Source organism: Halospeciosus flavus (genome assembly GCF_029814175.1).
Classification (GTDB): Archaea; Halobacteriota; Halobacteria; order Halobacteriales; family Halobacteriaceae; genus Halospeciosus; species Halospeciosus flavus.
On record NZ_CP122312.1, the window covers coordinates 1,673,816 to 1,695,762 of the forward strand.

The window sequence follows — 21,947 nt, forward strand, 5'->3', positions numbered from 1 at the left end:
GCGACTTCCACGGCAGTCCGAACGTTCTTTCTCCGACCGCCCGAAGTCCCCTCCGTGACCGACCTCCCCGACAGTGACGACTGTCCGCGAACGAACGGAATGCCGGTCCTCGGTCTCGGCACCTGGCAGAACGAGGACCCCGAACAGTGTGCACAGAGCGTCGAGGCGGCCCTCGAAGTGGGCTATCGGCACGTCGACACCGCCCAGATCTACGAGAACGAGGACGCCGTCGGCGACGGACTCGAACGCGCCGACGTCGACCGCGAGGACGTCTTCCTCGCGACGAAGATCTGGACGAGCAACCTCTCGTACGACGACGTGCTGGAGACGTTCGACGAGAGCCTCGACCGCCTCGACGTCGACTACGTGGACCTCCTCTACGTCCACTGGCCGGCCAACGAGTACGAGGCCGAGGACACCCTCGCGGCCTTCGACGAACTCTACGACGAGGGGCGAATCGAGCACGTCGGCGTGAGTAACTTCGAACCGCGCCACCTGGACACGGCGCGCGAGGTACTCGACGCGCCGCTGTTCGCCAATCAGGTCGAGATGCACCCGCTGCTCCCGCAGGAGGACCTCCGCGCGTACGCCGACGACCACGACGTCGAACTCGTCGCCTACTCGCCGCTCGCCCGCGGTGACGTCTTCGACGTCCCGGCTATCCAGGACGTCGCGGAGAAACACGGCGTCAGCGAGGCGCGGGTGAGCCTCGCGTGGCTCCGCGAGAAGGGCGTCACCGCCATCCCGAAGGCGACCTCCGAGGAACACGTCGTCGACAACTGGCGCAGCCTCGACGTCGAACTCGACGACGCGGACGTCGAGCAGATCGACGCCATCGAAGCAGAAGAGCGGAAGGTCGACCCCGACTTCGCGCCCTGGAACTAGGCGACGATTTCGCCGTTCGCCACGACGAACTCCGGTTCCTGGTACGCCGTCACGTCCTCCCGCGGGTTCTCCGGGAGGACGACGAGGTCCGCTCGATACCCCGTCTCGATACGTCCGACGTCGTCGAGGCCCAGCAGGTCCGCGGCGTTCACCGTGGCCGCCCGGACCGCCTCGGTGGGGTCGAGTCCGTACTCGACCATCAACTCGAGTTCCTCGGCGGCGTCGGCGTGGAAGTTGAACGGCGTCCCGGCGTCGGTCCCCATCGCGACCGTCACACCCTCGTCGAGGGCGAACTCCCAGGCGCGCTCGAACGCCTCGGTCGCCTCCTCTGCCTTCTCGACGGCCCACCCCGGAATCCCCGAGTCCGGTCCCTGCTCGACGATGCCGTGGAGCGCCTTCGCCGTGGGGACCCAGTAGGTGTTGCGCTCGGCCATCAGCCGGGCGGCTTCGCGGTCCATGAACGTCCCGTGTTCGACGCTCGTGATGCCCGCGCGGACGGCGTTCTTCAGCCCCTCGGCGCCGTGCGCGTGGGCGGCGGTCGGTCGGCCCTTCGCGTTCGCCGTCTCGACGAGGGCACGGAGTTCGTCTTCGAGGAGTTCCGGCGCGCCGATGTCGGCACCCTCGGTGAGCACGCCGCCCGTGGCCATGCACTTGACGACGTCCGCGCCCGCCCGGAGTTGTTCGCGCACCGCCTTGCGAACCTCGGCCTCGCCGTCGGCCTCGCGGCCGGACCAGTGGCCGTGGCCGCCCGTCATGCAGACGTTCTGGCCGGCGGCGACGACCCGCGGTCCGGCGACGAGTCCCTCCTCGACGGCGCGGGCGGCGTCCACCGCGACGGTCCCCGGTGCGCCGAGGTCCCGAACCGTCGTCACCCCCGCTTCGACGGCGTCGCGGAGGTTCGCTGCCGCGCGGTAGGCGGCCGTTGACTCGGTGTCCGCCTGGAGTTCCCCGGGGTCGGCCCGCCCGTCGAGAGTGAGGTGGACGTGGGCGTCCACGAGACCGGGCGCGAGCACTCGCCCGTCGAGGTCGCGTTCGCGTTCCGCGTCCGGTCCGGAGAGGTCCTCCTCGACCGCGACGATTTCGCCGTCTTCGACCGCGACGTCGGCGCTTCGGCTCCCGGTGGCGTCGACGACCGTCGCGTTACGGAGTAGCAACATACCCCGGTCTGCTCGGGGCGAGCGCTAAAAAGGTGCGGTGGCGGTGATTCAGAACGGGGCGTCGACGTCGTCGGCGGACGCCGTCTCGCTCCCGCCGTCGGCCTCGACGTCGACCGTCTCGGGGTCGACGTTCAGCGTCTCCGCGAGTTCGCCGCGCTCGTCGAGTTCGGCGAGGATGTCGCTCCCGCCGACGAACTCGCCCTCGACGAACGTCTGGGGCGTCGTCTCCCACCCGCTGTGGGACTCGAGTGCCTCGCGGAAGGCCGGGAGGTTGTCGAGGACGTCGACGGTCTCGAAGTCGTCGCGGTACTGCTGGATGAGCCCGAGCGCGCGCTTCGAGTAGCCACACTGGGGCATCACTGCCGTCCCCTTCATGAAGAGGACGACTTCGTTGTTCTCGATAGCCTCGTCGACGACGTCCTGCACTTCGTCGTCGTCCAGTCCCTGGTCGGTCGGGTCGAAGGTCATACTGAGAGAAGATTACGCGTCCGCGGGGATAGGGTTTGCGTCGGCGGAAGCGGGGAACTACTCGGCGTTCCCGACCCGGATGACCTGTAGGAGGCTCTCGAGAGGGACGTCGTCGACCTCGCTGAGACCCTGTTTGTCCGCGAGCACCGCGCAGGCGAGCGGTTCGCCGCCGGCCTCCTTGACCGCCGAGACCGCCTCCGAGATGGTGGTGCCGCTGGTGATGGTGTCGTCGACGATGAAACAGCGCTGGCCTTCGATCTGCGCGAAGTTCCGGGAGAAGCTCCCGCCGAGTTCCTCGATGTCGCCTTCCTCCCACTGGTGCTTGCGGGGCGTGTAGGTCGAGAGGTCCGTCTCCAGTTCGCGCGCGACGGTCGTCGCGATGGGGACGCCCGCCTTCTCGATGCCGATGACGACGTCGGGTTCCTTGCTGTGCTCGCGCAGGAGGTCGGCCATCGCGGCGCCGATGGCCGAGAGGCGCGCACCCGCCTCGCCGATGGTCGACCAGTCGACGTGCACGTCGCGGGGACCGCCGGACTCGGTCTCTTCGGTCTCCGTCGCGGCCGGCGCGCCCGTGCCCGCCCGTTCGACGAGCCAGGCCGCCGTCTCGCGGGAGACGTTCAGTTCGTCGGCGATTTCGCCGCGGGAGAGTCCCCGGTCGGCGAGGTCCGCCGCGCTCTCGATCAGGTCGTCAACGTTCTTCATACGTAGTGAATTCGACCGCCGTTTTTATGGTCGTTTCGTCGTCGACAAACGCCTTCTCGAACTCGTCGAGTCCGTAGACGCCGGTGACGAGGTCGTCGAACAGCCACTCCGGGAGCGACTGGAGCGTCTCCGCCCCGTCCTCGAAGTGCTCGACGCCGGAGTTGACGCTCCCGACGACGGCCTTGTTCTCCAGGACGACTTCGCGGTGGTAGGCGGCGGCGTCGACTTCGACGTCCCACTCGCCGCCGGGGACGCCGAGGAGCGCCGCGACACCGTTGGGCGCGAGCGCGCGGACCGAGTCGAAGGCGTGTCGCGCGTAGCCGGTCGCCTCGTAGACGAAGTCGGCGGGGTCGTACGCGTCGGCGAAGTCCGCGACGGCCGTCTCCTCGGTGTTCACGTAGGTCGCGTCGAGCGCGTCGACGACGTTGATGGTCGGGTCGGGCCGGGAGCGCCGGCCGGCGCAGTAGAGGTCGTCGTAGCCCGCGTCGTCGAGCATCGCGAGGGTGAGCAGGCCGAGCGACCCGTTCCCGAGGACGAACGCCGACTCGGGAGTCCACTCGAACGAGGAGCGGGCGGCCTCGGCCAACTCGAAGGCCTTCTCCGAGATGCTCGCCGGTTCGACCAGGAAGCCCAGTTCCGCGAGTTCCTCGGGGATGGCGACGAGGTACTCGGCGGGGCTGGTGACGTACTCGGCCATGAAGCCGTGTCCGCCCTCGATGCCCCGTTCGACGTACTCGCCGGGCGGCGCCATGTCGGGTTCGCCGCGCTCGAAGTACTCGTTCGTCCCGTTCGGCGGGCGCCGGACCGTCGGGACGACGACCTGTCCCTCCTCGAGGTCGGTCCCGTTGGCGTCCGCGACGACCCCGACGGCCTCGTGGCCCAGCACCATGTGGTCCTCGCCTTCGGGGAAGCCGCCGTGGCCCCCACGGATGACCTCGTGGTCCGTCCCGTCGACGCCGACGCGGAGGACCTCCACGAGGGCCTCACCCGCGTCGGGTTCGGGACGGGGCTTCTCGACGACCCGCAGGTCGCGTTCCTCACGGGTCACGGCGATAGCTTTCATACGTTCCTCCTTGGCAACCAGGGGTGAAAAAGATTTATTCTTTTCCGAGTAAGATTCCTCTCCTCCCGGGACACGGGTGATGTGGCGGTTTTTCGTCGGGGGCCAACGCTTTTGGTTCCGGACACACCCTTTCGACTATGGAGCGGTACGACCGGTTGTACGCACTGTACGACGAGTTCGACGCCGAGACGCTCCGCGCCTACCAGGACTTCGTCGATCTCTTCCCACCCGTCGACTCCCGCGTCGCGCTCGAGTACTGGGAGCAGGCGGGTGAGGAACTCACCGAGCGAAAGGAGGACATCGCCGCCGCGTTCCCCGAGGGCGAGACGTTCGCCGAACTCGCCGCACACGCGACGCGCGAGCAGGCGTTCACCGCGCTCGACCTCTACAACGCCTACGAGCGCGGCGTGAACGTCCTCGTCCTCGACGTCGACGAGACGCTTCGCTCGGCGGGGCAGACGGACAACGAGATCCCTCGCGAGACACTCCACTACCTCACGGAGTTCCACGAGGCCGGCGTCCCCATCGTCATCTGTACGGGCCAGACCCTGGAGAACGTCAAGGGCTTCCTCATCCAGGGACTCGGCAACGAACTCGTCCACTCGGGAGACGTGAGCATCGTCTACGAGGCGGGGACTGGCGTCTTCACGCCGGGCCACGGTCCCGACACGAAACGACTCCTGTACGAGGACCTCGACGACGAGGTAACCGACGTCTTCGACACCGTGCGCTCGCGCGTACTCCCGGACGCACCCGAGAGCATCCGTCGGGGCTGTCACCTCCAGGGCAACGAGTTCAACGTCACCCTCAAGCCGAACTACGAGACCGGCAGCGAGGAGGCCGAGACGGTCATCGACGAGGCGATGGTCTACGTCCTCAACCTCCTCGCCGAGGCCGTCCCCGGCGCCGACGCCGAGCACACCCGCGCCTACTACGCCGACGCCGACCCCGAGATCGACCGTGTGCTCGAAGACGAAGGGGAGGGAATCGACCCCGACGCCATCGACGTGCCCGACGCTGTCGAGGGCGTCCTCGACCGCATCGACGTGGCTTACTACGAGGCCGACGCCGCCGAGATCGCGAGTCGCGAACTCAACAAGGTCGTCGGCGTGGAGTCGGCACTGGAGGTCCTCGGCGTCGACGACCCGTTCGCGCTCGTGATGGGCGACAGCAAGAGTGACCTGCGCGTGATGGAGTGGGTCGCGGAGAACGACGCTGGTCTCGCGGCCGCGCCCGAACACGCCTCGGGGCGGGTACTCGACCACGTTCGCGGAGAAGACGATCTGGTTTTCGACGCCGGCGCGGCGGACGACGTCCTCCGGACGGCGTTCGCGCTCAACCGGTTGGCCGAACTCTAGGCGGTTAGCTGGAACCGGACGGTGTCTCCGGAGTGGAGTTCGCTCCGGAGCGAGAGGGGACGCTCTTCTGCTTCGCGGACGACGACCGTGTCGCTCCGCAGTCGGTTCCCGTCGAGGACGCCCGCGCTGACCTGCGGGCCGTAGTCGTCGGTGAGTGCGTCGACGACGTCGCCGACCGTCGCGTCGTCGTTCACACCGATGCGTGCACGGTGCGTGCCCGTTCGGGCGGCGAGCGTTCCGGTGAGCTTGACCTCCACGTCCATACGTGGCAATACTCGTTGCAACTCAAAAAGTTTACTCAATCTCGAAAAACCACTCGGGAATCCCCGCGGTTTAAGCCACCGGCGCGTCAGCGACCCAGTATGACGGGGAATGCACCCGAACCCGGTGTCGCCGATCCGCTGGACCTCCACGGGGTCGTGCCGCCGACGGTGACTGCCTTCGACGCGGACGAATCGCTCGACGCCGAACGAACCGCCGACCACGCTCGATTCGTCGTCGACCGCGGCGCTCACGGCGTCTTCCCGCTCGGAACCAATGGGGAGTTCCCGTTGCTCACGCCCGACGAGCGCGACGAGGTCGTGAAGGCCGTCGTCGACGAGGTGGGCGGCGAGGTGCCAGTCATCGCCGGTGTGGGCGCGCCGAGCACCACCCAGACCGTCCAGCACGCCGAGTACGCCGAACACGTCGGTGCGGACGGCGTCGTCGTCGTCACGCCGTACTACTACCCGCTCGACGCGACGGCGACGCTCGAACACTACGAGCGCGTCTGTGACGCCGTCGACCTCCCGGTGTACGTCTACCACATCCCGAGCAAGACGGGCAACGCCGTCGACCTCGATACCGTCGAGAAACTCGCGGCCATCCCGAACCTCGTCGGCCTGAAGGACTCCTCGAAGGACGTCCCGTGGCTCGGGCAGGCCATCGACCGCAACGAGGACCTCACCTTCCTCGCTGGCTCGGACTCGCTCCTGTTCCCCGGGCTCGAAGTCGGCTGTTCGGGGATGGTCTCGGCTGTCGCGAACGCCTTCCCCGAACTGGTCGTCGACCTCTACGAGGCGTACGACGAGGGTGACGAGGAACGCGCCCGCGAACTCCAGTCGCGCGTCTACGACGTCCGCGACGCCATCAAGCGCGGTCCCTACATGGCCGGCGTGAAGACGGCACTGCGGCTTCGCGGCGAAGACTTCGGCCCGCTCCGCAGTCCCCTCCGACTGATGGACGACGAGGACGCTCGCGAACTCGAAGACGACCTCGAGGTGCTCGACCTGCTGTAGAAGGCAAACATTTACAACAAAACGAGTGAACATTCATCCATGACTGTCGACTACACCGACCTCCACGACCCGAACGCGGAGTACACGATGCGGGAGCTCTCCTCGGAGACGATGGGCGTCACCGCCGAGCGCGGTGGCGGCCGCGACGTCGAGATCACCGACGTCCAGACGACGATGGTCGACGGGAACTTCCCGTGGACGCTCGTGCGCGTCTACACCGACGCGGGCATCGTCGGCACCGGTGAAGCCTACTGGGGCGCCGGCGTCCCCGAACTCATCGAGCGGATGAAGCCGTTCGTCGTCGGCGAGAACCCCCTCGACATCGACCGGCTCTTCGAGCACCTCGTCCAGAAGATGTCCGGCGAGGGCTCTATCGAGGGCGTCACCGTTACCGCCATCTCCGGTATCGAACTCGCGCTCCACGACCTCGCGGGCAAGATTCTCGACGTTCCGGCCTACCAGTTGCTCGGCGGCAAGTACCGCGACCAAGTCCGCGTCTACTGTGACTGCCACACCGAGGAGGAGGCCGACCCCGAGGCCTGCGCCGACGAAGCCGAACGCGTCGTCGAAGAACTCGGCTACGACGCGCTGAAGTTCGACCTCGACGTGCCCTCCGGCCACGAGAAGGACCGCGCGAACCGCCACCTCCGACCGGGCGAGATCCGCCACAAGGCCGAGATCGTCGAGAAGGTAACCGAGCGCGTCGAGGACCGCGCGGACGTCGCCTTCGACTGCCACTGGACTTTCAGCGGTGGCTCGGCGAAGCGTCTCGCCGCCGAGATCGAGGACTACGACGTCTGGTGGCTCGAGGACCCCGTGCCGCCGGAGAACCTCGAAGTGCAAGAGGAGGTCACGAAGTCCACGACCACCCCCATCACGGTCGGCGAGAACCGCTACCGGGTAACCGAGGAGCGCCGCCTCATCGAGAACCAGGCGGTCGACATCATCGCGCCGGACCTCCCGAAGGTCGGCGGGATGCGCGAGACCCGCAAGATCGCCGACGTCGCGAACCAGTACTACGTCCCGGTCGCGATGCACAACGTCTCCTCTCCCGTGGCGACGATGGCGTCCGCGCACGTCGCGACGGCCATCCCGAACTCGCTGGCCGTCGAGTACCACTCCTACGAACTCGACTGGTGGAGCGACCTCGTCGAGGAGGAAGTCATCTCCGACGGCTACATCGAGATCCCGGAAGAGCCGGGTCTCGGCCTGACGCTCGACCTCGACACCGTCGAGGAGCACATGGTCGACGGCGAGACGCTGTTCGACCCCGCTCCGTGATCGACTTCACCACCGAATAGCGAATAGCGAACGGACGGCACGCTCCCTTCCGCGGACGGGTGTGCCGCCGCCACCGAATCCGCCCGTCCGCGGCCGTTTTCACGACACGCACCGTCTGGTCCCGCTTTCGTACTTCAAGCTTCGCTAAAACGGACCTTTATCGGAGGTTCGACCGTCGTCCAGAGCGTGAGCACTCCCACGCCCGACCACGTCGTCCCCGCGACGGACGAGGTGGTGCACTTCGACTTCGACCGCACGCGCGACGCCGTCGTGACCGTCGAACCCGGCGACGTCGTCCAGTTCGAGTGTCGCGACGCGACGAACGGCCAACTCGGACCCGACGCGACCGTCGAGGACGTCCTCGCGATGGAAGTCGAGGGCCACGCGCTCACCGGACCCGTCGACGTCGCGGGTGCGGAACCCGGCGACGCCATCGAGGTGGAGATTCTCGACCTCGACCACGAGGGGTGGGGCGTCTCCTACTTCTACCCCGGCGAGCAGGGGTGGGGCCTCCTCGACGACGAGTTCCCCGACGCCGGCTTCCACACGTGGGACCTAGAGGGGGACACCGCGCACTTCGGCCACGGTATCGAGGTACCGATTCACGCGTTCCCGGGCGTCGTCGGCCTCGCGCCGGACGAACCCGGCCCGCACGACACCACTCCGCCCCGTCGCGTCGGCGGCAATCTCGACGTGAAACACCTGACCGAAGGCGCGACCCTCGCACTCCCCGTCGAAGTCGACGGCGGTCGTCTCTCCGTCGGCGACTGCCACGCCGCGCAGGGTGACGGCGAGGTCTGCGTGACCGGAATCGAGGCACCGATGACCGTCACCGTCCGCGTCGGCCTGCGGGAGGACGCGCGTCTCGAAGGCCCCGAGTTCGACACGGCGGGACCGTTCACCCCCACCGGGGCGGACGAACCGATGCACGCGACGACCGGCGTCGCCGACGACCTGATGCGCGCCTCCGAGCAGGCGGTCAGCAGGATGGTCGCTCACCTCTCTGTCGAGCGCGGACTGACCCGGGAGGAGGCGTACGTGCTCTGCTCGGCCGTCGTGGACCTGAAGGTGAACCAGGTCGTGGACCGTCCAAATTGGACGGTATCGGCGTACCTGCCGGAGTCGGTATTTCCGGAATAGGGTCGGTATTCCCCGAATAGGCCTGTATCGGCCTACGCGTCGGAGGCGTCGGGGGCGTCGACGGCCTCGACGACGACGCGGTCGGCCTCGATCTCCTCGACGATGGCACCGAACCCGCCGACCGAGACGACGTCGCCGTCGTCGGTCTCGACGTAGAGGCTCGTCTTCCCGGCGAGGCTCTGGAGCGAGCGGGGTCCGTTCTCGCCCTCCGGACCCTCGTAGTCGACGTCGACGACCTCACCGACGAAGTCGCGGTGGTGGCCCGTCTCGACGTCGTAGCCCACGACACGGACGGCGACTCGCGCGCCTTCGTCGACGAGCGGGGCGACGTCGCGCACGCAGCGACGGATCTCCAGGTAGGTACGAGGGTACTCCGAGTCGCGGTCGGTGTAGACCGTGTCCCAGAACTCCCAGAGGTTCGTGAGGAAGTACCAGAGGAAGACGTAGGCGTGGTTCCGGTCGTTGACGACGACGCCGTACTCGTCGGGACGGCGGGGGTTCGACGCGTAGCAGACCGACGTGTGGTCGGCGATGACGACGAACGGTGCGCCGCGACTCCGTGCGCGCATCTCGGTACAGTACCCCTCGACGTCGACGCTGTCGACGTCCACGTCGCCGTCGAGCGAGTGGATCGAGAGTTGGACGTAGACGCCGCGTTCGTGTGCGCCCGCGAGTGCGTCACGGAGGCGGTCGAACTGCTCCGGCGTCAGACAGACCTGGACGTGGTGTTCGGCCGCCTCCACGAGTCCGACGGCGCGGTCGAGCACCGTATCGAAGTTGTTGACGATGGTCGCCTCGTGGTCCGCCGGGCCGGGGCGGGTGAAGCGCGCTTCGACCTCTTCGGCGGCGTCCTCCAGTTCGTCGGAGCGCGTGTGGAACTCGTCGAGGACCTCCGCCGGTGACGAGATGCGTGCGTGGAGTTTCCCCTGGTCGTAGGTCTCGACGTACCCCTCGTCCGCGAGGTCCCGGAGGACGTCGTAGATGCGCGGTCCCGGCACGTCCGCGGCGTCGGCCAGGTCGCTGGCCGACGATTCACCGCGCTCTAAGAGCGCGACGTACGCCCGTGCCTGGTAGGGCGAGAACCCCTCCCCCTCCAGCGTCGAGACGAGTCGTTCCGTGTCCATGTGTAACTCACAGCAGATTCGAGTAGAAACGCGTTCTGGTTTTCCAACACCTGTTGTACGCTCCTGTACGAGTGCCGACGTGACGCGGCGTCGAGTCGGTCCCGCGAGAGACCGATGGTGGCGTCGACGCCGTCAGTCGTGACGGAACGCCCGACTCCCCGTGAACACCATCGCCATATCGTGTTCGTCGGCGGCCTCGACGACGTCCTCGTCGTTGACGGAGCCACCGGGCTGGACGACCGCCTCGATTCCGGCCTCGGCGGCCTCCTCGACGCCGTCCGGGAACGGGAAGAACGCGTCGGAGGCCATGACGGCGCCCTCGGCGTCCTTGCCTTCGGCGTGCTCGTCGGCCTTCATCGCGGCGAGGCGGACCGCATCGACGCGGGAGACCTGCCCCATACCGACGCCCACGGTTTCAGTCCCCTTGGCGAAGAGGATGGCGTTCGACTTCACGTGCTTGACCGTCCGCCAGGCGAACAGCAGACTCTCCAGTTCCTCCTCGGTGGGTTCGCGCTCGGTGACGACTTCGAGGTCGTCGACGGTCGGCGCTTGCAGGTCGCGCTCCTGGACGAGTCGCCCGCCGGTGAGTTTCTTCTCGGTGAAGCGCTCGGTGCGCTCGTCGGGACCGAACGCGCCGACTTCGAGGACGCGGAGGTTCTTCTTCTCGCGGAGTTCCGCGAGCGCACCCTCGGAGTAGGAGGGAGCGACGACGACCTCCTTGAACGACTCCGTGATCTGCTCGGCGGTGGCGGCGTCACACTCGCGGTTGAGCGCGACGATGCCGCCGAAGGCGCTCATCGGGTCGGTCGAGAGTGCGTCCGCGTAGGCGTCGGCGAGCGAGTCGGCCGTCGCACACCCCGCCGGGTTCGTGTGCTTGATGACTGCGGCCGCGGGTTCCTCGAACTCCTTCACGAGGTCGAGGGCGGCGTCGGCGTCGTTGTAGTTGTTGTACGAGAGGTCCTTCGCGCCCTCGTTCAACTGGGGGGCGCCGACGACGCTGGCCTCATCGGTCGTCGCGTCGCGGTAGACGGCGGCGTCCTGGTGGGGGTTCTCGCCGTAGCGGAGTTCGTCGAAGCGGTCCTCGGAGGCCAGGCGCCGGACGGGGAAGTCGCCGCCCTCGTCGACTTCGACGTGGACCTCGTCGCCGTCGACCTCGACCGCGCCCTCGGCGAACCACTTCACGGCGCGCGGGTAGGCCTCGAACTCGGCCTCGTAGAGGACCCGCTCTTTCAGGTCGGCCACGTCGTCGTCCTCGTAGACGGGAACCGGTTCCTGCGTGACGATGGGACCGCCGTCGACCTCTTCGGTGACGACGTGGACGGTACAGCCGGTGACGCGGACGCCCGCGTCGAGGACCTGTTCGTGGGCGTTCGTCCCGGGGAACTGCGGAAGCAACGAGGGGTGGACGTTGATGGTTGTCGGCGCCTCGTCGAGGAACGTGTCCGTGAGGACGCGCATGTAGCCGTCGAGGACGACGAGGTCGACGTCGTACTCGGAGAGCGCGTCGAGGACGCGTTCCTCGTGGGCTTCTCGACTCTCACCCTCCTCGCGTTCGACGACTTCGGTGGGTACGTCTCGCTCCTCGGCGCCCGCCAGGACGGACGCGTCGGCGTCGTTCGTCAGGACGACCTCGAAGGCGGCGCCGCCGGGCGCCTCGTCGGCGAGGTGTAGCAGGTTCCGACCGCGGTTGCTCGCCATGCCGGCTAACTTCATACGCGACTCCGGGGTCGCCACTCGCAAAGGGATTGCGGTTCCTCTCGCGAACCTATGCAGTTGTGTGTATACAACCGTGGAAGATACCGGCTACACTACGGGAACGTATGCACGTACGTGTCCTCCGGGACCGACACGCTTTTGCGCCGCGCGGTGGGTGTTTCGACCATGCCCGAACCGCTGTTCGCGGTGTCGCCGCTCGACGGCCGCTACGCGCGCTACACCGAACCGCTGCGCGACTACGCCAGCGAGGCGGCGCTGATCCGCGCCCGCGTCGAAGTCGAGGTGGAGTACCTCCTCGCCCTCGCCGACCTCGACGCCACGCCACTCGAACTCTCGCCCGAGGAGCGCGTCGCCCTGCGCGACCTCTACGACGCCTTCGAGGAAGACGACGCCGCGCTCGTCAAGCGCATCGAGACGGAGGGGTACGACGGCTACGACGCCACCAACCACGACGTGAAGGCCGTCGAGTACTTCGTCCGCGAGAGCGCGCCCGAACGCGCCCACCCGTGGATTCACTTCGGACTCACCTCCGAGGACGTGAACAATCTCGCCTACCGCCTGCTCGTGCAGGGCGCCGTCGAGGACGTCCTGGTCCCCGAACTCCGCGAGGTCCGGGACGCGCTCGTCGAGTTGGCCCACGACTACGCCGAGACGCCGATGCTCGCGCGCACCCACGGCCAACCCGCCACGCCCACTACGTTCGGCAAGGAGATGGCCGTCTACGCCACCCGTCTCGGCCGTGCGCTCGGCCGCATCGAGGACGCCGTCGCGGACCTGGAGGGGAAACTCGCCGGCGCCTCCGGGGCCTACGCCGCCCACCACGTCGCCTACCCCGACGTCGACTGGCGCGCCTTCTCCCGGGAGTTCGTCCACGAACTCGGCTTCCGCCACGCCGACCCGGTCACGCAGGTCAACCCCTCCGACGACCTCGCGGAGACGTTCGACGCCCTCCGCGCCGCCAACAACGTCCTCCTCGACCTCGATAAGGACGCGTGGCGCTACGTCAGCGACCGCTACCTCGGGCAGGAAGCCGCCAAGTCCGAGACGGGGAGTTCGACAATGCCCCACAAGGTCAACCCCATCGACTTCGAGAACTCGGAGGGGAACCTCTCGAAGGCCAACTCGGACTTCGAGTTCCTCGCCGACTACCTCACGAAGTCCCGCCTCCAGCGTGACCTTTCGGACTCGACCGTGAAACGAAATATCGGGAGTGCGTTCGCCTACTCCCTCCTGGGCTACTCGAAACTCCAGAGCGGTCTCGCCAAGGTCGTCCCCAACGCGCAGGTGATGCGCGAGGACCTGGAGGCCAACCCCGAGGTCATCGGTGAGGCCGTCCAGACCATCCTCCGTCGCGAGGGCGACACCGAGGCCTACGAACGCGTCAAGGAACTCACCCGCGGCGAGCGTGTCACGCTCGACGACTTCTACGCCCTCTTCGACGAACTCGACGTCGAGGAATCCATCCGCGAGGAACTGAAATCCCTCACCCCCGAGGGGTACACGGGCGTCGCCGCCGACCTCGCCCGCGACGTCGAGTAGTCCCTCCTTCTCCCTGCTCTCCTCTGCTCCACACGCCGTCAGCCGACCAGCCGACGGAGCGCAGCGGTCACGATGTCCGCAGCGTCCTCGACTTCGTCGACGCGGACGTACTCGCGTTCGGAGTGCGCGACGGCGCCCTCTTCGTCGGAGAGGTCACCGGGGCCGAAGACGACCGTCGGTGCGTTCTTCGCGAAGTAGGACGCCTCGGTGGCCGCCCCGAACGCCCGTGGATCGCCCGCACCAGCCTCGACCAGTGCCTCGACCACCGCCGAGTCGTCGTCGGTGTCGAAGGCTTCGAGGAACGGCGTCGAGCGCTCGGCCGGCTCGACGTCGAGGCCGACCTCGTCGGGCACCTGTTCGCGGAGGGAGATCGGTAGCGCCTCGAAGAAGGCGTGCTCGGTCTCCGGCGGGACGGTCCGCCGGTCGAGGACGAGCGAGGCGTCCGAGGGGATGCGGTTGCTCGCCTCACCGCCCTCGACCTGCGTGGGCGTGAGCGTCGGCGGGCCGAGAATCGGGTGTGGGTTCGGCCCGTGTTCCTCGTCGAACGTCCGGATCGCCGCGAGCGTCTGTTCCAGCGCGGCGACGGCGTTCACTCCCGACTCGGGGTCGGCGGCGTGCGCGCCCGACCCGCGGAGGTGAACCGTACACTGGAAGCGCCCGCGCGCGGCCGTACACGGGTCGAGACCGGTCGGTTCGCCGACGACGTATCCGTCCACGTCGGCGTCGTCGAGAGCGCCCCCACAGACGAGTGCGTCGGCGCCCAGGGACTCGGTCTCCTCGTCGGGCGTGACGGCGAGTGTGACCCGCCCCTTGTCGGGGTCGACGGCGAGGAAACCGGCGAGCAGGGCCGCGAGCGGCCCCTTCGCGTCACAGGAGCCACGCCCGCGAATCACGCCGTCCTCCCTGTCGAAGTCGAGGTGGGGCGGGACGGTGTCGATGTGCGTGTTCAGGACGTAGTGTGGCGAGTCGCCTCCCTGGTCCTCCTCGCCGGTCGTCGCGAGGACGTTGCCAGCGTCGTCTACTTCGGGGGTGACGCCGTGGGCGTCGAGTTCGTCGACGAGCAGTTCGCGCATCGCGTCGACGTCCTCGTGGGACGGCGTCTGGACTGCGCGTTCGAGGAAGTCTACGGGGTCGAAGTCCGACATCGAGTGAGAGAACGAGCGGGGGCCTGATTAATCGCCGTGGCCGATTCGTCGGATGGGCGTCTCCTCGGTCGCGTCGGCGTACTCGTGGGCGGTCGGCCCGGTGAGCGTGGCCTCGCCGTCTTCCTCGACGGTCACGCTGAGTGACCCGCCCGGCGGCGAGACGGTCACGGACTCGCCGTGTTCGACGTGGCCCTGGCGGGCGGCGACGGCGGCGATGGCGACGGCGCCGGTACCACAAGAGTCGGTCTCGCCCTCGACGCCGCGTTCGAAGGTACGCTGCCGGAAGCCCTCGCCGTCGGGGTCGACTTCGGCGAAGTTGACGTTCGTCCCCTCGGGGAACCGCTCGTCGTGACGGATGGCCGGCGCGACCTCCTCGACGTCGACCGCGTCCACGTCGTCGACGAACGCGACGGCGTGCGGGACGCCCGTGTTCACGGCCGTCACCTCGTAGCCGCCGACGACCTCCTCGACGAGTTCGGTGTCGCCCGCGAGTGGGACGCGCGTCGGGTGGAAGGAGACGGCGCCCATCTCGACGGTGACCTCCTCGCCGTCGACGAGGGCGCGGCGGGTGCCGGCCTGGGTGTCGAGCATGACCTCGTCGCTGCCGGTCCGCTCTGCGACCCAGCGGGCCGCACAGCGCGCGCCGTTGCCGCACATCTCGGCGGTGCCGCCGTCGGGTTGGAACAGCGTCATCACCGCGCGCGGCGGCGAGTACTTGTCTTCCAGTGCGAGGAAGAGGACGCCGTCGACGCCGATGTCGGCGCAGAGTTGTTCGGCGAACGCGCCCCGGTCGGGGACGTGGTTCTCGGCGTCTACGATCGCGAAGTCGTTACCGGTTCCGTGGTACGTTTCGTAAGGAATCATGCTTGCCAGACCTCCGTGTCCGTGATGTCGGCGACCGTCTCGCGCCGACGGGCGAGGGAGGCGTCACCCGCCTCCAGTGCGACCGCCGCGGGTCGGGGTCGCGAGTTGTACTGGTTGGCCATCTCGATGCCGTAGGCGCCCGCGTTGCCCACGGCCAGCAGGTCGCCACGCTCGACGAGCGGCAGGTCGCGGTTCTCCCCGAGGACGTCGGCGCTCTCGCAGACCGGGCCGACCACGGACGTCGGTTCGACCGAGCGGTCGGCCGCGTCGGCCGCGACGTTCGCGATTGGGTGGTAAGCGTCGTAGAGCGCCGGGCGAATCAGCGTCGTCATGCCGGCGTCGACGCCGGCGATGAGCGTCTCGCCCGCCGGGTCCGCCTTGACCGTGTTGACCTCGGTGAGGAGGACACCCGCGTCCGCGACGAAGTAGCGCCCGGGTTCGACGACGAGTTGGGCGTCCACGCCCGCCAGTGCCGACCGGACGTTGTCCGCGACGGCGTCGAGGTCGAGGGGTTCCTCGGACTCGTGGTAGGGGACGCCGAACCCGCCGCCGACGTCGACGAACTCCAGGTCGACCGGGAGCGTGGAGACGACTTCCGCGAGGTACTCGACCACGCGGCGGTGAGACTCCAGGTCGTCGTTCGAGACGCCGCTCCCGACGTGGGCGTGGACGCCGACGACGTCCATGCCGTAGTCCTGCGCCTGCTCGACGACCGCGGCGGCGCGGTCACCGGGGACGCCGAACTTCGCGTCCGCGCCCGTGGCGACGTCCTCGTGGTGGCCCGCGCCCACGCCGGGGTGGACGCGCAGGCAGAATCGACCGTCGAATCCGCGCTCGGCGAGGCGGTCGACCGTGTCCGCGGCGCCCGCCGTGATCGTGAGGGCGGGTTCCTCCTCGGCGAGGTCGACGACGTAGTCCAGGTCTTCTGCCGGTGGGTTGACCGCCGTGTAGTGGACGTCTTCGGGGTCGAACCCGGCGGCGACGGCGCGCTCGACCTCGCCGGCGGACGCACACTCCGCGCCCGCGCCGGCGTCCGCGACCGCCGAGAGGACGTCGCGGCCGGCGTTGGCCTTCACCGCGTACAGCACCTCGGCGTCGGGGAACGCGTCGAGGATGCGCGCGTAGTTCTCGCGCACGCGGTCGAGGTCGGTCACGTACAGCGGCGTGTCGTACTCGTCGGCGAGGCCCCGGAGACGGGTCTCGGACCAGTCGGACAGCCGCCGAATCGCCGGATTCTCCTCCATGTTAACTCGATCTGTAGTTGTCAATGGTTCTCAAGGCACTTCAATTACTCGCGTAGGGCCTCCTCGCGCTGGGCACCTTCGAGGGTCGAGGCTTCGAGGTCCGTCGCGACGACCGCGGGCTTGTAGGCGCCGCCGTCGAAGAGGTCGTGGTCGCCGACGCTGGACTCGACGAACCGGGTGAACGCGCGGCGCTCGGGCGGCAGTTCGCCGTAGAGAATCTCCTCCTCGACGAGGTCGTAGACCGGGATACGCGGCGTGAGGAGGGTGTTCTCGCCGACGACGGAGTTCTCGCCGACGACGAAGCCGGAGGTGACCCGACAACCGGCGCCGAGGGAGACACCGTCCTCGACGACGACCGGGGCGCTCTCGACCGGTTCGAGGACGCCGCCGATGAGCGTGTTCGCGCCGAGTTTCACGTCGTCCCCGATCTGGGCACAGGAGCCGACGGTGTCGGCGGAGTCGACGAGCGTGCCGTCGCCGACGTGGGCGCCGATGTTGACGAACGCGGGCGACATGAGGATGGCGTCGGAACCGACGTAGGCCCCGCGGCGGATGACCGTCCCGTCGGGCGTGTTGCGGGTGCCACGCTCGCCGAGGTCGGCCGTCTCGCGGAGCGGGAGGACGTCGTGGTAGGTGACGTCGCCGTAGGTTCGCGCTTCGGTCTCGCGGAGGGCGAAGTTGAGCAGGATACCCTGCTTCACCCACTCGACGGCCTCCCACTCGCCGCCCCGCTTCTCGGCGGCGCGGACTTCCCCCGCTTCGAGGGCTTCGAGGAAACCGTCGAGGACGCCCAACTCCGAGGCGGTCACGGAGTCGGCGTCGACGTCGTCGTTCTCGTAGCGCTGCTGCAGGTCTCGTACGTCGTCTTCGATGCTCATAGTTCGGAAGCTACCTCTTCGAACCGGTAGAAACCGGCGTCCGCGTTCGCTGCCCACGCCGCCGCGTCGAGCGCACCGGCGGCGAAGACGCCGCGGTCGCCCGCGCGGTGGGTGAGTTCCAGTACTTCGTGGTTGCCCGCGAGCAGGACCTCGTGCTCGCCGGTCACGTCCCCGGCCCGGCGGGCGTGGACGCCGATCTCGCCCGCCTCGCGTGGCTGGTCGCCCTCGCGGCCGTGGACGTACTCCGTCTCTTCGTCGTCTCGGGTCTCGACGATCCGGTCGAGAATTACCTTCGCCGTCCCGCTTGGCGCGTCGCGCTTCTGGTTGTGGTGGGTCTCGGTGACCTCCACGTCGTAGGACGGCAGGTTCCCGACGGCGGACTCGACGGCGTCGAGGAGCGCCTGGACGCCCCGCGAGAAGTTCGCGCCCAGGAGAATCGGGACCGCCTCGCCGGCCTCGCGGAGCGACGAGACGTCCGCCTCGTCGAAGCCTGTCGTCCCGACGACGATGGGGACGTCGGTCGCGGCGCAGGCGGCGGCGTAGCGGACGCTCGACTCGGGACCGGTGAAGTCGACGACCACGTCGACATCGCGCTCTCCGACGAGTTCCTCGAAGTCGGCCGCGTCTTCCACCTCGACGCCGGCGACGCGGGTGTCACCGGGTGAACGGTTGACCGCGAACGCGACGTCGACGTCGCGGTCGGCGGCCGCCTGCAGGATTTCGCGGCCCATCCGTCCCTCCGCGCCGGTGACGCCGACGCGCAGGCTCATCGACCACCCTCCAGGTCGGCGAGGACGGCTTCGAGGTCGGCGAGGAGTTCCTCGGAACCGCGGTTGAGTGGGTCGCGCATCCGCGCGGGACCGTAGCCGCGAATCTCCATGGCCTCCTTCACGGGGATGGGGTTCGTCTCGTCGAAGAGGACGCGGAACAGCGGGCCGAGTTCGTGGTGGACCTCGCGTGCGTGCTCGTAGTCGCCGTCGAGGGCGCTCCAGACGAGGTCGCTCATCCGCTCCGGTTCGACGTTCGCGGAGACGCTGATGACGCCCGTCCCGCCGACCGAGAGGACCGGGAGGGTCATCCCGTCGTCGCCGGAGACCACCCAGAAGTCCTCGTCACGCGTGCGCTCGACGACTTCGCTGATGCGGTTGATGTCGCCGCTGGCGGCCTTGTACCCCACGATGTTCTCGTGTTCGGCGAGGTTCGCGGCCGTCTCGACGGCGATGTTCCGTCCCGTCCGGCCCGGGACGTTGTAGACGATCTGCGGGAGGTCGACCGCGTCGGCGATCTGCCGGTAGTGGTTCTCCATCCCCGCGGGTTCGGGGTTGTTGTAGTACGGCGAGATGAGCAGCAGTCCGTCGGCGCCGGCCGCGGCGGCGCGCTTCGAGAGCGCGAGCGCTTCGCGGGTGGAATTGCTCCCGGACCCCGCGATGACGGGGACGTCGACCGCCTCGACCACCGTCTCGATGACGTCGACGTGTTCGTCGTGGGAGATAGTCGCCGACTCGCCGGTGCTGCCGGCGGGGACGATACCGTCGACACCCGCGTCTTCGAGACGCTGGGCGTCGGCGGCGAGCTGCTCGTGGTCGATACTGTACTCCTCGTCGAAGGGGGTCGTGATGGCCGGGAAGACGCCGGTCGTGAGTTCGTTGGGTTCCATGTGTGTCGTCGGGTGTGTGGGTGGTTTTCGGTGTCGGCGCGCCGCCGGAAGTAGCCCGACACGGGGTCGCTACGCCCGCGAAGGACCGGTGGTTACGCGCGTTTACCGTCGGGTTTCCCGGTCGCTGAGAAGACAGTGCCGACGCTCACCGTCCCGTCTCCCGTCCGCGTGTGAGCGCCGTGCATGTACTCGACACTCTGCACGGGCACCGGTAAACCTCTTTCGCCGGGCGCAATCCCTGCCATCCCCGTCCGAGAGTGATCGACCTTTGAACGACCTTTATAGTCGACCGCCGCGACGTCCCGCACAGATGCTCGTCCTGGGAGACGCCCACGCGAACGAATCGGACCGGCGACAGGCCCTCTTCGCCGCCTATCGCGCCGCCGACGCCGACGTCGCGTTGCAGGTCGGTGACCTCTACTACTACGACCTCCCGGTCCAGACCTACTTCATCGCGGGTAACAACGAGGACTTCGACGTCGTCGAGGCCCTCCGTCACGGCCGGGTCAGTTCGTCGGACGTCGAGAACGCGACCCTCCTCGCCAGCGACGCGGTCGACCTCCAGGGAATCCGCGTCGGTGGATTGTCGGGGAACTACGCCCCGACGCAGTTCGAGAAGTCCCGCGACGAACTCGAAGGAGACCGACGACGACACTTCGTCCGCGAGGACGTCGAGGCCGCGAAGGAACTGGAGGACGTCGACGTCTTCCTCACCCACGAGGCGCCACACGGGACGCCGGTCGTCGAAGACTACGACGTCGGCTGCAAGTACGTCGACGAGATTCTGGAGGCACTCGAACCCGACCTCTGCCTGGTCGGCCACCACCACGAACACACCGAGAGTACCTTCGGCCCGACTCGCGTCGTCACGCTCGGTCCCGTCTGGGAGTCCTACTACGACCTCGAACCCGAAACACTCGAATTAGCGCGCTACGAGACGCCAGACGCCTGAGACGAAGTCGCCTCCGACTGCGGAATGTGTACTTATTTTCAAAATTCTGCAAGTGGATTTATGTATGTGGGGCGGCAAGTATTGTACACGATGACCGCCCGACAGCCCTCCACTCTGACAGACGCCCTCGGCCCCGCAGGGGACGCAATCGACCGACTCCGCGGCGACGTCAACGACGACGCCGCGCTCATCGAGCGAACGTTCGAGACGGTCGTCGAGACCGTCGGCCACGACGCCACGCTCTACGCCGACCTGAGCCGCGACCTCGTCGAGGACACGCCGGCCAACGCCTACGACGCCGTGACCCGACCCGACCTCGCCGTCGAGAGCGAGGGGACCGAACTCGTCGTCACGGTCGCGGACCACGACACGCTGGCTGATCGCGACGTCGTCGTCTCCCGACTCGAAGGCCTCCGTGAGACTGGGGCCGATCGCGTCCTCGTCGTTCCCGACGAAGAGAGCGCACGCTTCGACGCCCACAACCTCGCCGACGTCGTCGACGGCGACGTCACGGTCGCAGTCCCCGAGGAGATCCACGCACTCCTCTGAGACCGGTCACAGACTCTTTACGCGCGCCCGTCCACTACCGGAACGATGGTCGACATTCACGACGCCCAGCGCGTCGCGGTTCTCGCCGACGCGCAGAACCTCTATCACTCCGCCCAGAGTCTCTACTCCCGCAACATCGACTACGGCTCGCTCCTCTCGAAGGCCGTCCAGGACCGCCAACTCGTCCGGGCCATCGCCTACGTCGTCCGGGCCGAGTCCCCACAAGAGGAGTCGTTCTTCGAAGCTCTGGTCGACATCGGCTTCGAGACGAAGATCAAGGACATCAAGACGTTCGGCGACGGGTCGAAGAAGGCCGACTGGGACGTCGGGATGAGCCTCGACGCCGTCTCGCTCGCGGAGAAGGTCGACACCGTCGTCCTCTGCACCGGCGACGGCGACTTCTCGCGACTCTGTACCCACCTCCGCCACGAGGGCGTCCGGACCGAAGCGATGGGCTTCGAGTCCTCGACCTCAGAGGAACTCGTCGAGGCCGCCGACGCCTTCGTCGACCTCTCCGAACGAGAGGATACGTTCCTGCTGTAGCGGTCTCAACGCGAGACGTCACCAGTCCAGTCCGCAGTACTCCGGAGTAGCGACGCCGAAACAGACTGAAGGAAAGTCGTCGTGCTGTGCAGACCGTCCCGCCGGTAGTCCGTCCGGTAGGGTGGGAGTGGGGGCGCGGGCGTCTCTAGACCGTCCGGCCTTCCTCGGAGACGCCGACGAGGAGCGTCCCGATGGAGAGACCGACCGCGGCGACGGCGGCGAGACCCAGCGAGAGCGTGTTCACGGTGTCGCCCATCGTCGTCCACAGTAGGAGGGCACCGAAGACGACGAGGAGCACGATGCCGAGTGCAGCCTTCGTGTTCATGCGAGTGCGTTGCGTGGCTACCCACATAAGCCCACCTGTCCGCTGTCGGGTCCCCCGGGATGGACGCGCGTTCCAGAACT

At 68.1% G+C, this 21,947-nt stretch carries 22 protein-coding genes and 1 pseudogene; 9 read left to right on the plus strand and 14 right to left on the minus strand.

Translation table 11 applies throughout. The features are described from left to right. Nucleotides 1–99 precede the first annotated feature (99 nt). Nucleotides 100–885: an aldo/keto reductase gene (locus tag P0Y33_RS08735; protein ID WP_279530099.1), complete on the plus strand. Its 786-nt coding sequence runs from the start codon at nt 100–102 to the stop codon at nt 883–885. Here the strand turns inward: P0Y33_RS08735 and P0Y33_RS08740 are convergent. The 4 genes and pseudogenes from P0Y33_RS08740 to P0Y33_RS08755 form a co-directional block, all read right to left on the minus strand. Beyond that, entirely contained in the window at nt 882–2,042 is a 1,161-nt protein-coding gene (locus P0Y33_RS08740) for a metal-dependent hydrolase family protein (RefSeq protein WP_279527028.1), read from the minus strand. The genes P0Y33_RS08735 and P0Y33_RS08740 overlap by 4 nt on opposite strands. A gap of 123 nt (nt 2,043–2,165) precedes the next feature. Then, a pseudogene (locus P0Y33_RS08745) lies at nt 2,166–2,510 on the minus strand (glutaredoxin family protein); the annotation flags it as partial. Between the two features lie 57 nt (nt 2,511–2,567). Then, complete coding sequence (gene gfcR / locus P0Y33_RS08750; protein ID WP_279527029.1) at nt 2,568–3,212, minus strand: transcriptional regulator GfcR; 645 nt, start codon at nt 3,210–3,212, stop codon at nt 2,568–2,570. Beyond that, entirely contained in the window at nt 3,199–4,275 is a 1,077-nt protein-coding gene (locus tag P0Y33_RS08755) for a glucose 1-dehydrogenase (protein WP_279527030.1), read from the minus strand. The genes gfcR and P0Y33_RS08755 overlap by 14 nt, the downstream gene beginning before the upstream one ends. Nucleotides 4,276–4,412: 137 nt before the next feature. On the opposite strand from P0Y33_RS08755, the gene P0Y33_RS08760 reads away from it, so the two are divergent. Further along, complete coding sequence (locus P0Y33_RS08760; RefSeq protein WP_279527031.1) at nt 4,413–5,633, plus strand: HAD family hydrolase; 1,221 nt, start codon at nt 4,413–4,415, stop codon at nt 5,631–5,633. On the opposite strand, the gene P0Y33_RS08765 is transcribed toward P0Y33_RS08760, so the two are convergent. Further along, nucleotides 5,630–5,896, minus strand: coding sequence for a ubiquitin family protein (locus P0Y33_RS08765; protein ID WP_279527032.1), 267 nt, complete (start codon nt 5,894–5,896; stop codon nt 5,630–5,632). The two genes, P0Y33_RS08760 and P0Y33_RS08765, sit on opposite strands and share 4 nt — an antisense overlap. A gap of 99 nt (nt 5,897–5,995) precedes the next feature. Between P0Y33_RS08765 and P0Y33_RS08770 the strand changes: the two genes are divergently transcribed. The 3 genes from P0Y33_RS08770 to P0Y33_RS08780 all read left to right on the plus strand — a co-directional run bounded on the left by P0Y33_RS08770 (nt 5,996) and on the right by P0Y33_RS08780 (nt 9,331). Then, nucleotides 5,996–6,910: a dihydrodipicolinate synthase family protein gene (locus P0Y33_RS08770; protein ID WP_279527033.1), complete on the plus strand. Its 915-nt coding sequence runs from the start codon at nt 5,996–5,998 to the stop codon at nt 6,908–6,910. A gap of 39 nt (nt 6,911–6,949) precedes the next feature. Continuing rightward, nucleotides 6,950–8,191: a mandelate racemase/muconate lactonizing enzyme family protein gene (locus P0Y33_RS08775; RefSeq protein ID WP_279527034.1), complete on the plus strand. Its 1,242-nt coding sequence runs from the start codon at nt 6,950–6,952 to the stop codon at nt 8,189–8,191. Nucleotides 8,192–8,377: 186 nt separating this feature from the next. Then, complete coding sequence (locus P0Y33_RS08780; protein ID WP_279527035.1) at nt 8,378–9,331, plus strand: acetamidase/formamidase family protein; 954 nt, start codon at nt 8,378–8,380, stop codon at nt 9,329–9,331. Nucleotides 9,332–9,363: 32 nt separating this feature from the next. Here P0Y33_RS08780 and P0Y33_RS08785 read toward each other — a convergent pair whose 3' ends face one another. Together P0Y33_RS08785 and purH are read right to left on the minus strand one after the other, a co-directional pair. After that, nucleotides 9,364–10,455: a TrmB family transcriptional regulator gene (locus P0Y33_RS08785; protein WP_279527036.1), complete on the minus strand. Its 1,092-nt coding sequence runs from the start codon at nt 10,453–10,455 to the stop codon at nt 9,364–9,366. A 132-nt stretch (nt 10,456–10,587) separates the two neighbouring features. Continuing rightward, nucleotides 10,588–12,168, minus strand: coding sequence for a bifunctional phosphoribosylaminoimidazolecarboxamide formyltransferase/IMP cyclohydrolase (purH, locus tag P0Y33_RS08790; protein ID WP_279527037.1), 1,581 nt, complete (start codon nt 12,166–12,168; stop codon nt 10,588–10,590). 168 nt (nt 12,169–12,336) lie between these two features. On the opposite strand from purH, the gene purB reads away from it, so the two are divergent. Then, nucleotides 12,337–13,710 (plus strand): adenylosuccinate lyase, encoded by a 1,374-nt coding sequence (gene purB / locus P0Y33_RS08795; protein ID WP_279527038.1) that lies wholly within the window; start codon nt 12,337–12,339, stop codon nt 13,708–13,710. A 38-nt stretch (nt 13,711–13,748) separates the two neighbouring features. Here the strand turns inward: purB and P0Y33_RS08800 are convergent, their stop codons facing one another. From P0Y33_RS08800 to dapA, 6 genes are read right to left on the minus strand one after another with little or no spacing between them, the layout of a single operon-like run. Then, nucleotides 13,749–14,855: a M20/M25/M40 family metallo-hydrolase gene (locus P0Y33_RS08800; RefSeq protein ID WP_279527039.1), complete on the minus strand. Its 1,107-nt coding sequence runs from the start codon at nt 14,853–14,855 to the stop codon at nt 13,749–13,751. Between the two features lie 27 nt (nt 14,856–14,882). Further along, the gene (gene dapF / locus P0Y33_RS08805; protein WP_279527040.1) at nt 14,883–15,719 is read right to left on the minus strand and encodes a diaminopimelate epimerase; all 837 of its coding nucleotides are present in this window, start codon (nt 15,717–15,719) and stop codon (nt 14,883–14,885) included. Further along, the gene (lysA, locus tag P0Y33_RS08810) at nt 15,716–16,963 is read right to left on the minus strand and encodes a diaminopimelate decarboxylase (protein WP_279527041.1); all 1,248 of its coding nucleotides are present in this window, start codon (nt 16,961–16,963) and stop codon (nt 15,716–15,718) included. Before lysA ends, dapF begins: the two co-directional genes overlap by 4 nt. A gap of 44 nt (nt 16,964–17,007) precedes the next feature. Further along, nucleotides 17,008–17,841, minus strand: coding sequence for a 2,3,4,5-tetrahydropyridine-2,6-dicarboxylate N-succinyltransferase (locus P0Y33_RS08815; RefSeq protein ID WP_279527042.1), 834 nt, complete (start codon nt 17,839–17,841; stop codon nt 17,008–17,010). After that, entirely contained in the window at nt 17,838–18,611 is a 774-nt protein-coding gene (dapB, locus tag P0Y33_RS08820) for a 4-hydroxy-tetrahydrodipicolinate reductase (RefSeq protein ID WP_279527043.1), read from the minus strand. Before dapB ends, P0Y33_RS08815 begins: the two co-directional genes overlap by 4 nt. Further along, nucleotides 18,608–19,498, minus strand: coding sequence for a 4-hydroxy-tetrahydrodipicolinate synthase (gene dapA, locus P0Y33_RS08825; RefSeq protein WP_279527044.1), 891 nt, complete (start codon nt 19,496–19,498; stop codon nt 18,608–18,610). The genes dapB and dapA overlap by 4 nt, the downstream gene beginning before the upstream one ends. Between dapA and P0Y33_RS08830 the strand changes: the two genes are divergently transcribed. The 3 genes from P0Y33_RS08830 (at nt 19,497) to P0Y33_RS08840 (ending at nt 21,542) form a co-directional block, all read left to right on the plus strand. Then, nucleotides 19,497–20,450, plus strand: a complete 954-nt coding sequence (locus P0Y33_RS08830) for a metallophosphoesterase family protein (RefSeq protein WP_279530100.1) — start codon at nt 19,497–19,499, stop codon at nt 20,448–20,450. The two genes, dapA and P0Y33_RS08830, sit on opposite strands and share 2 nt — an antisense overlap. A 90-nt stretch (nt 20,451–20,540) precedes the next feature. After that, the gene (locus tag P0Y33_RS08835) at nt 20,541–20,999 is read left to right on the plus strand and encodes a hypothetical protein (RefSeq protein WP_279527045.1); all 459 of its coding nucleotides are present in this window, start codon (nt 20,541–20,543) and stop codon (nt 20,997–20,999) included. 45 nt (nt 21,000–21,044) lie between these two features. Further along, on the plus strand, nt 21,045–21,542 hold the full coding sequence (locus P0Y33_RS08840; protein WP_279527046.1) for a LabA-like NYN domain-containing protein: 498 nt from the start codon (nt 21,045–21,047) through the stop codon (nt 21,540–21,542). 145 nt (nt 21,543–21,687) lie between these two features. On the opposite strand, the gene P0Y33_RS08845 is transcribed toward P0Y33_RS08840, so the two are convergent. Then, entirely contained in the window at nt 21,688–21,867 is a 180-nt protein-coding gene (locus tag P0Y33_RS08845) for a hypothetical protein (protein WP_279527047.1), read from the minus strand. Nucleotides 21,868–21,947 lie beyond the last annotated feature (80 nt).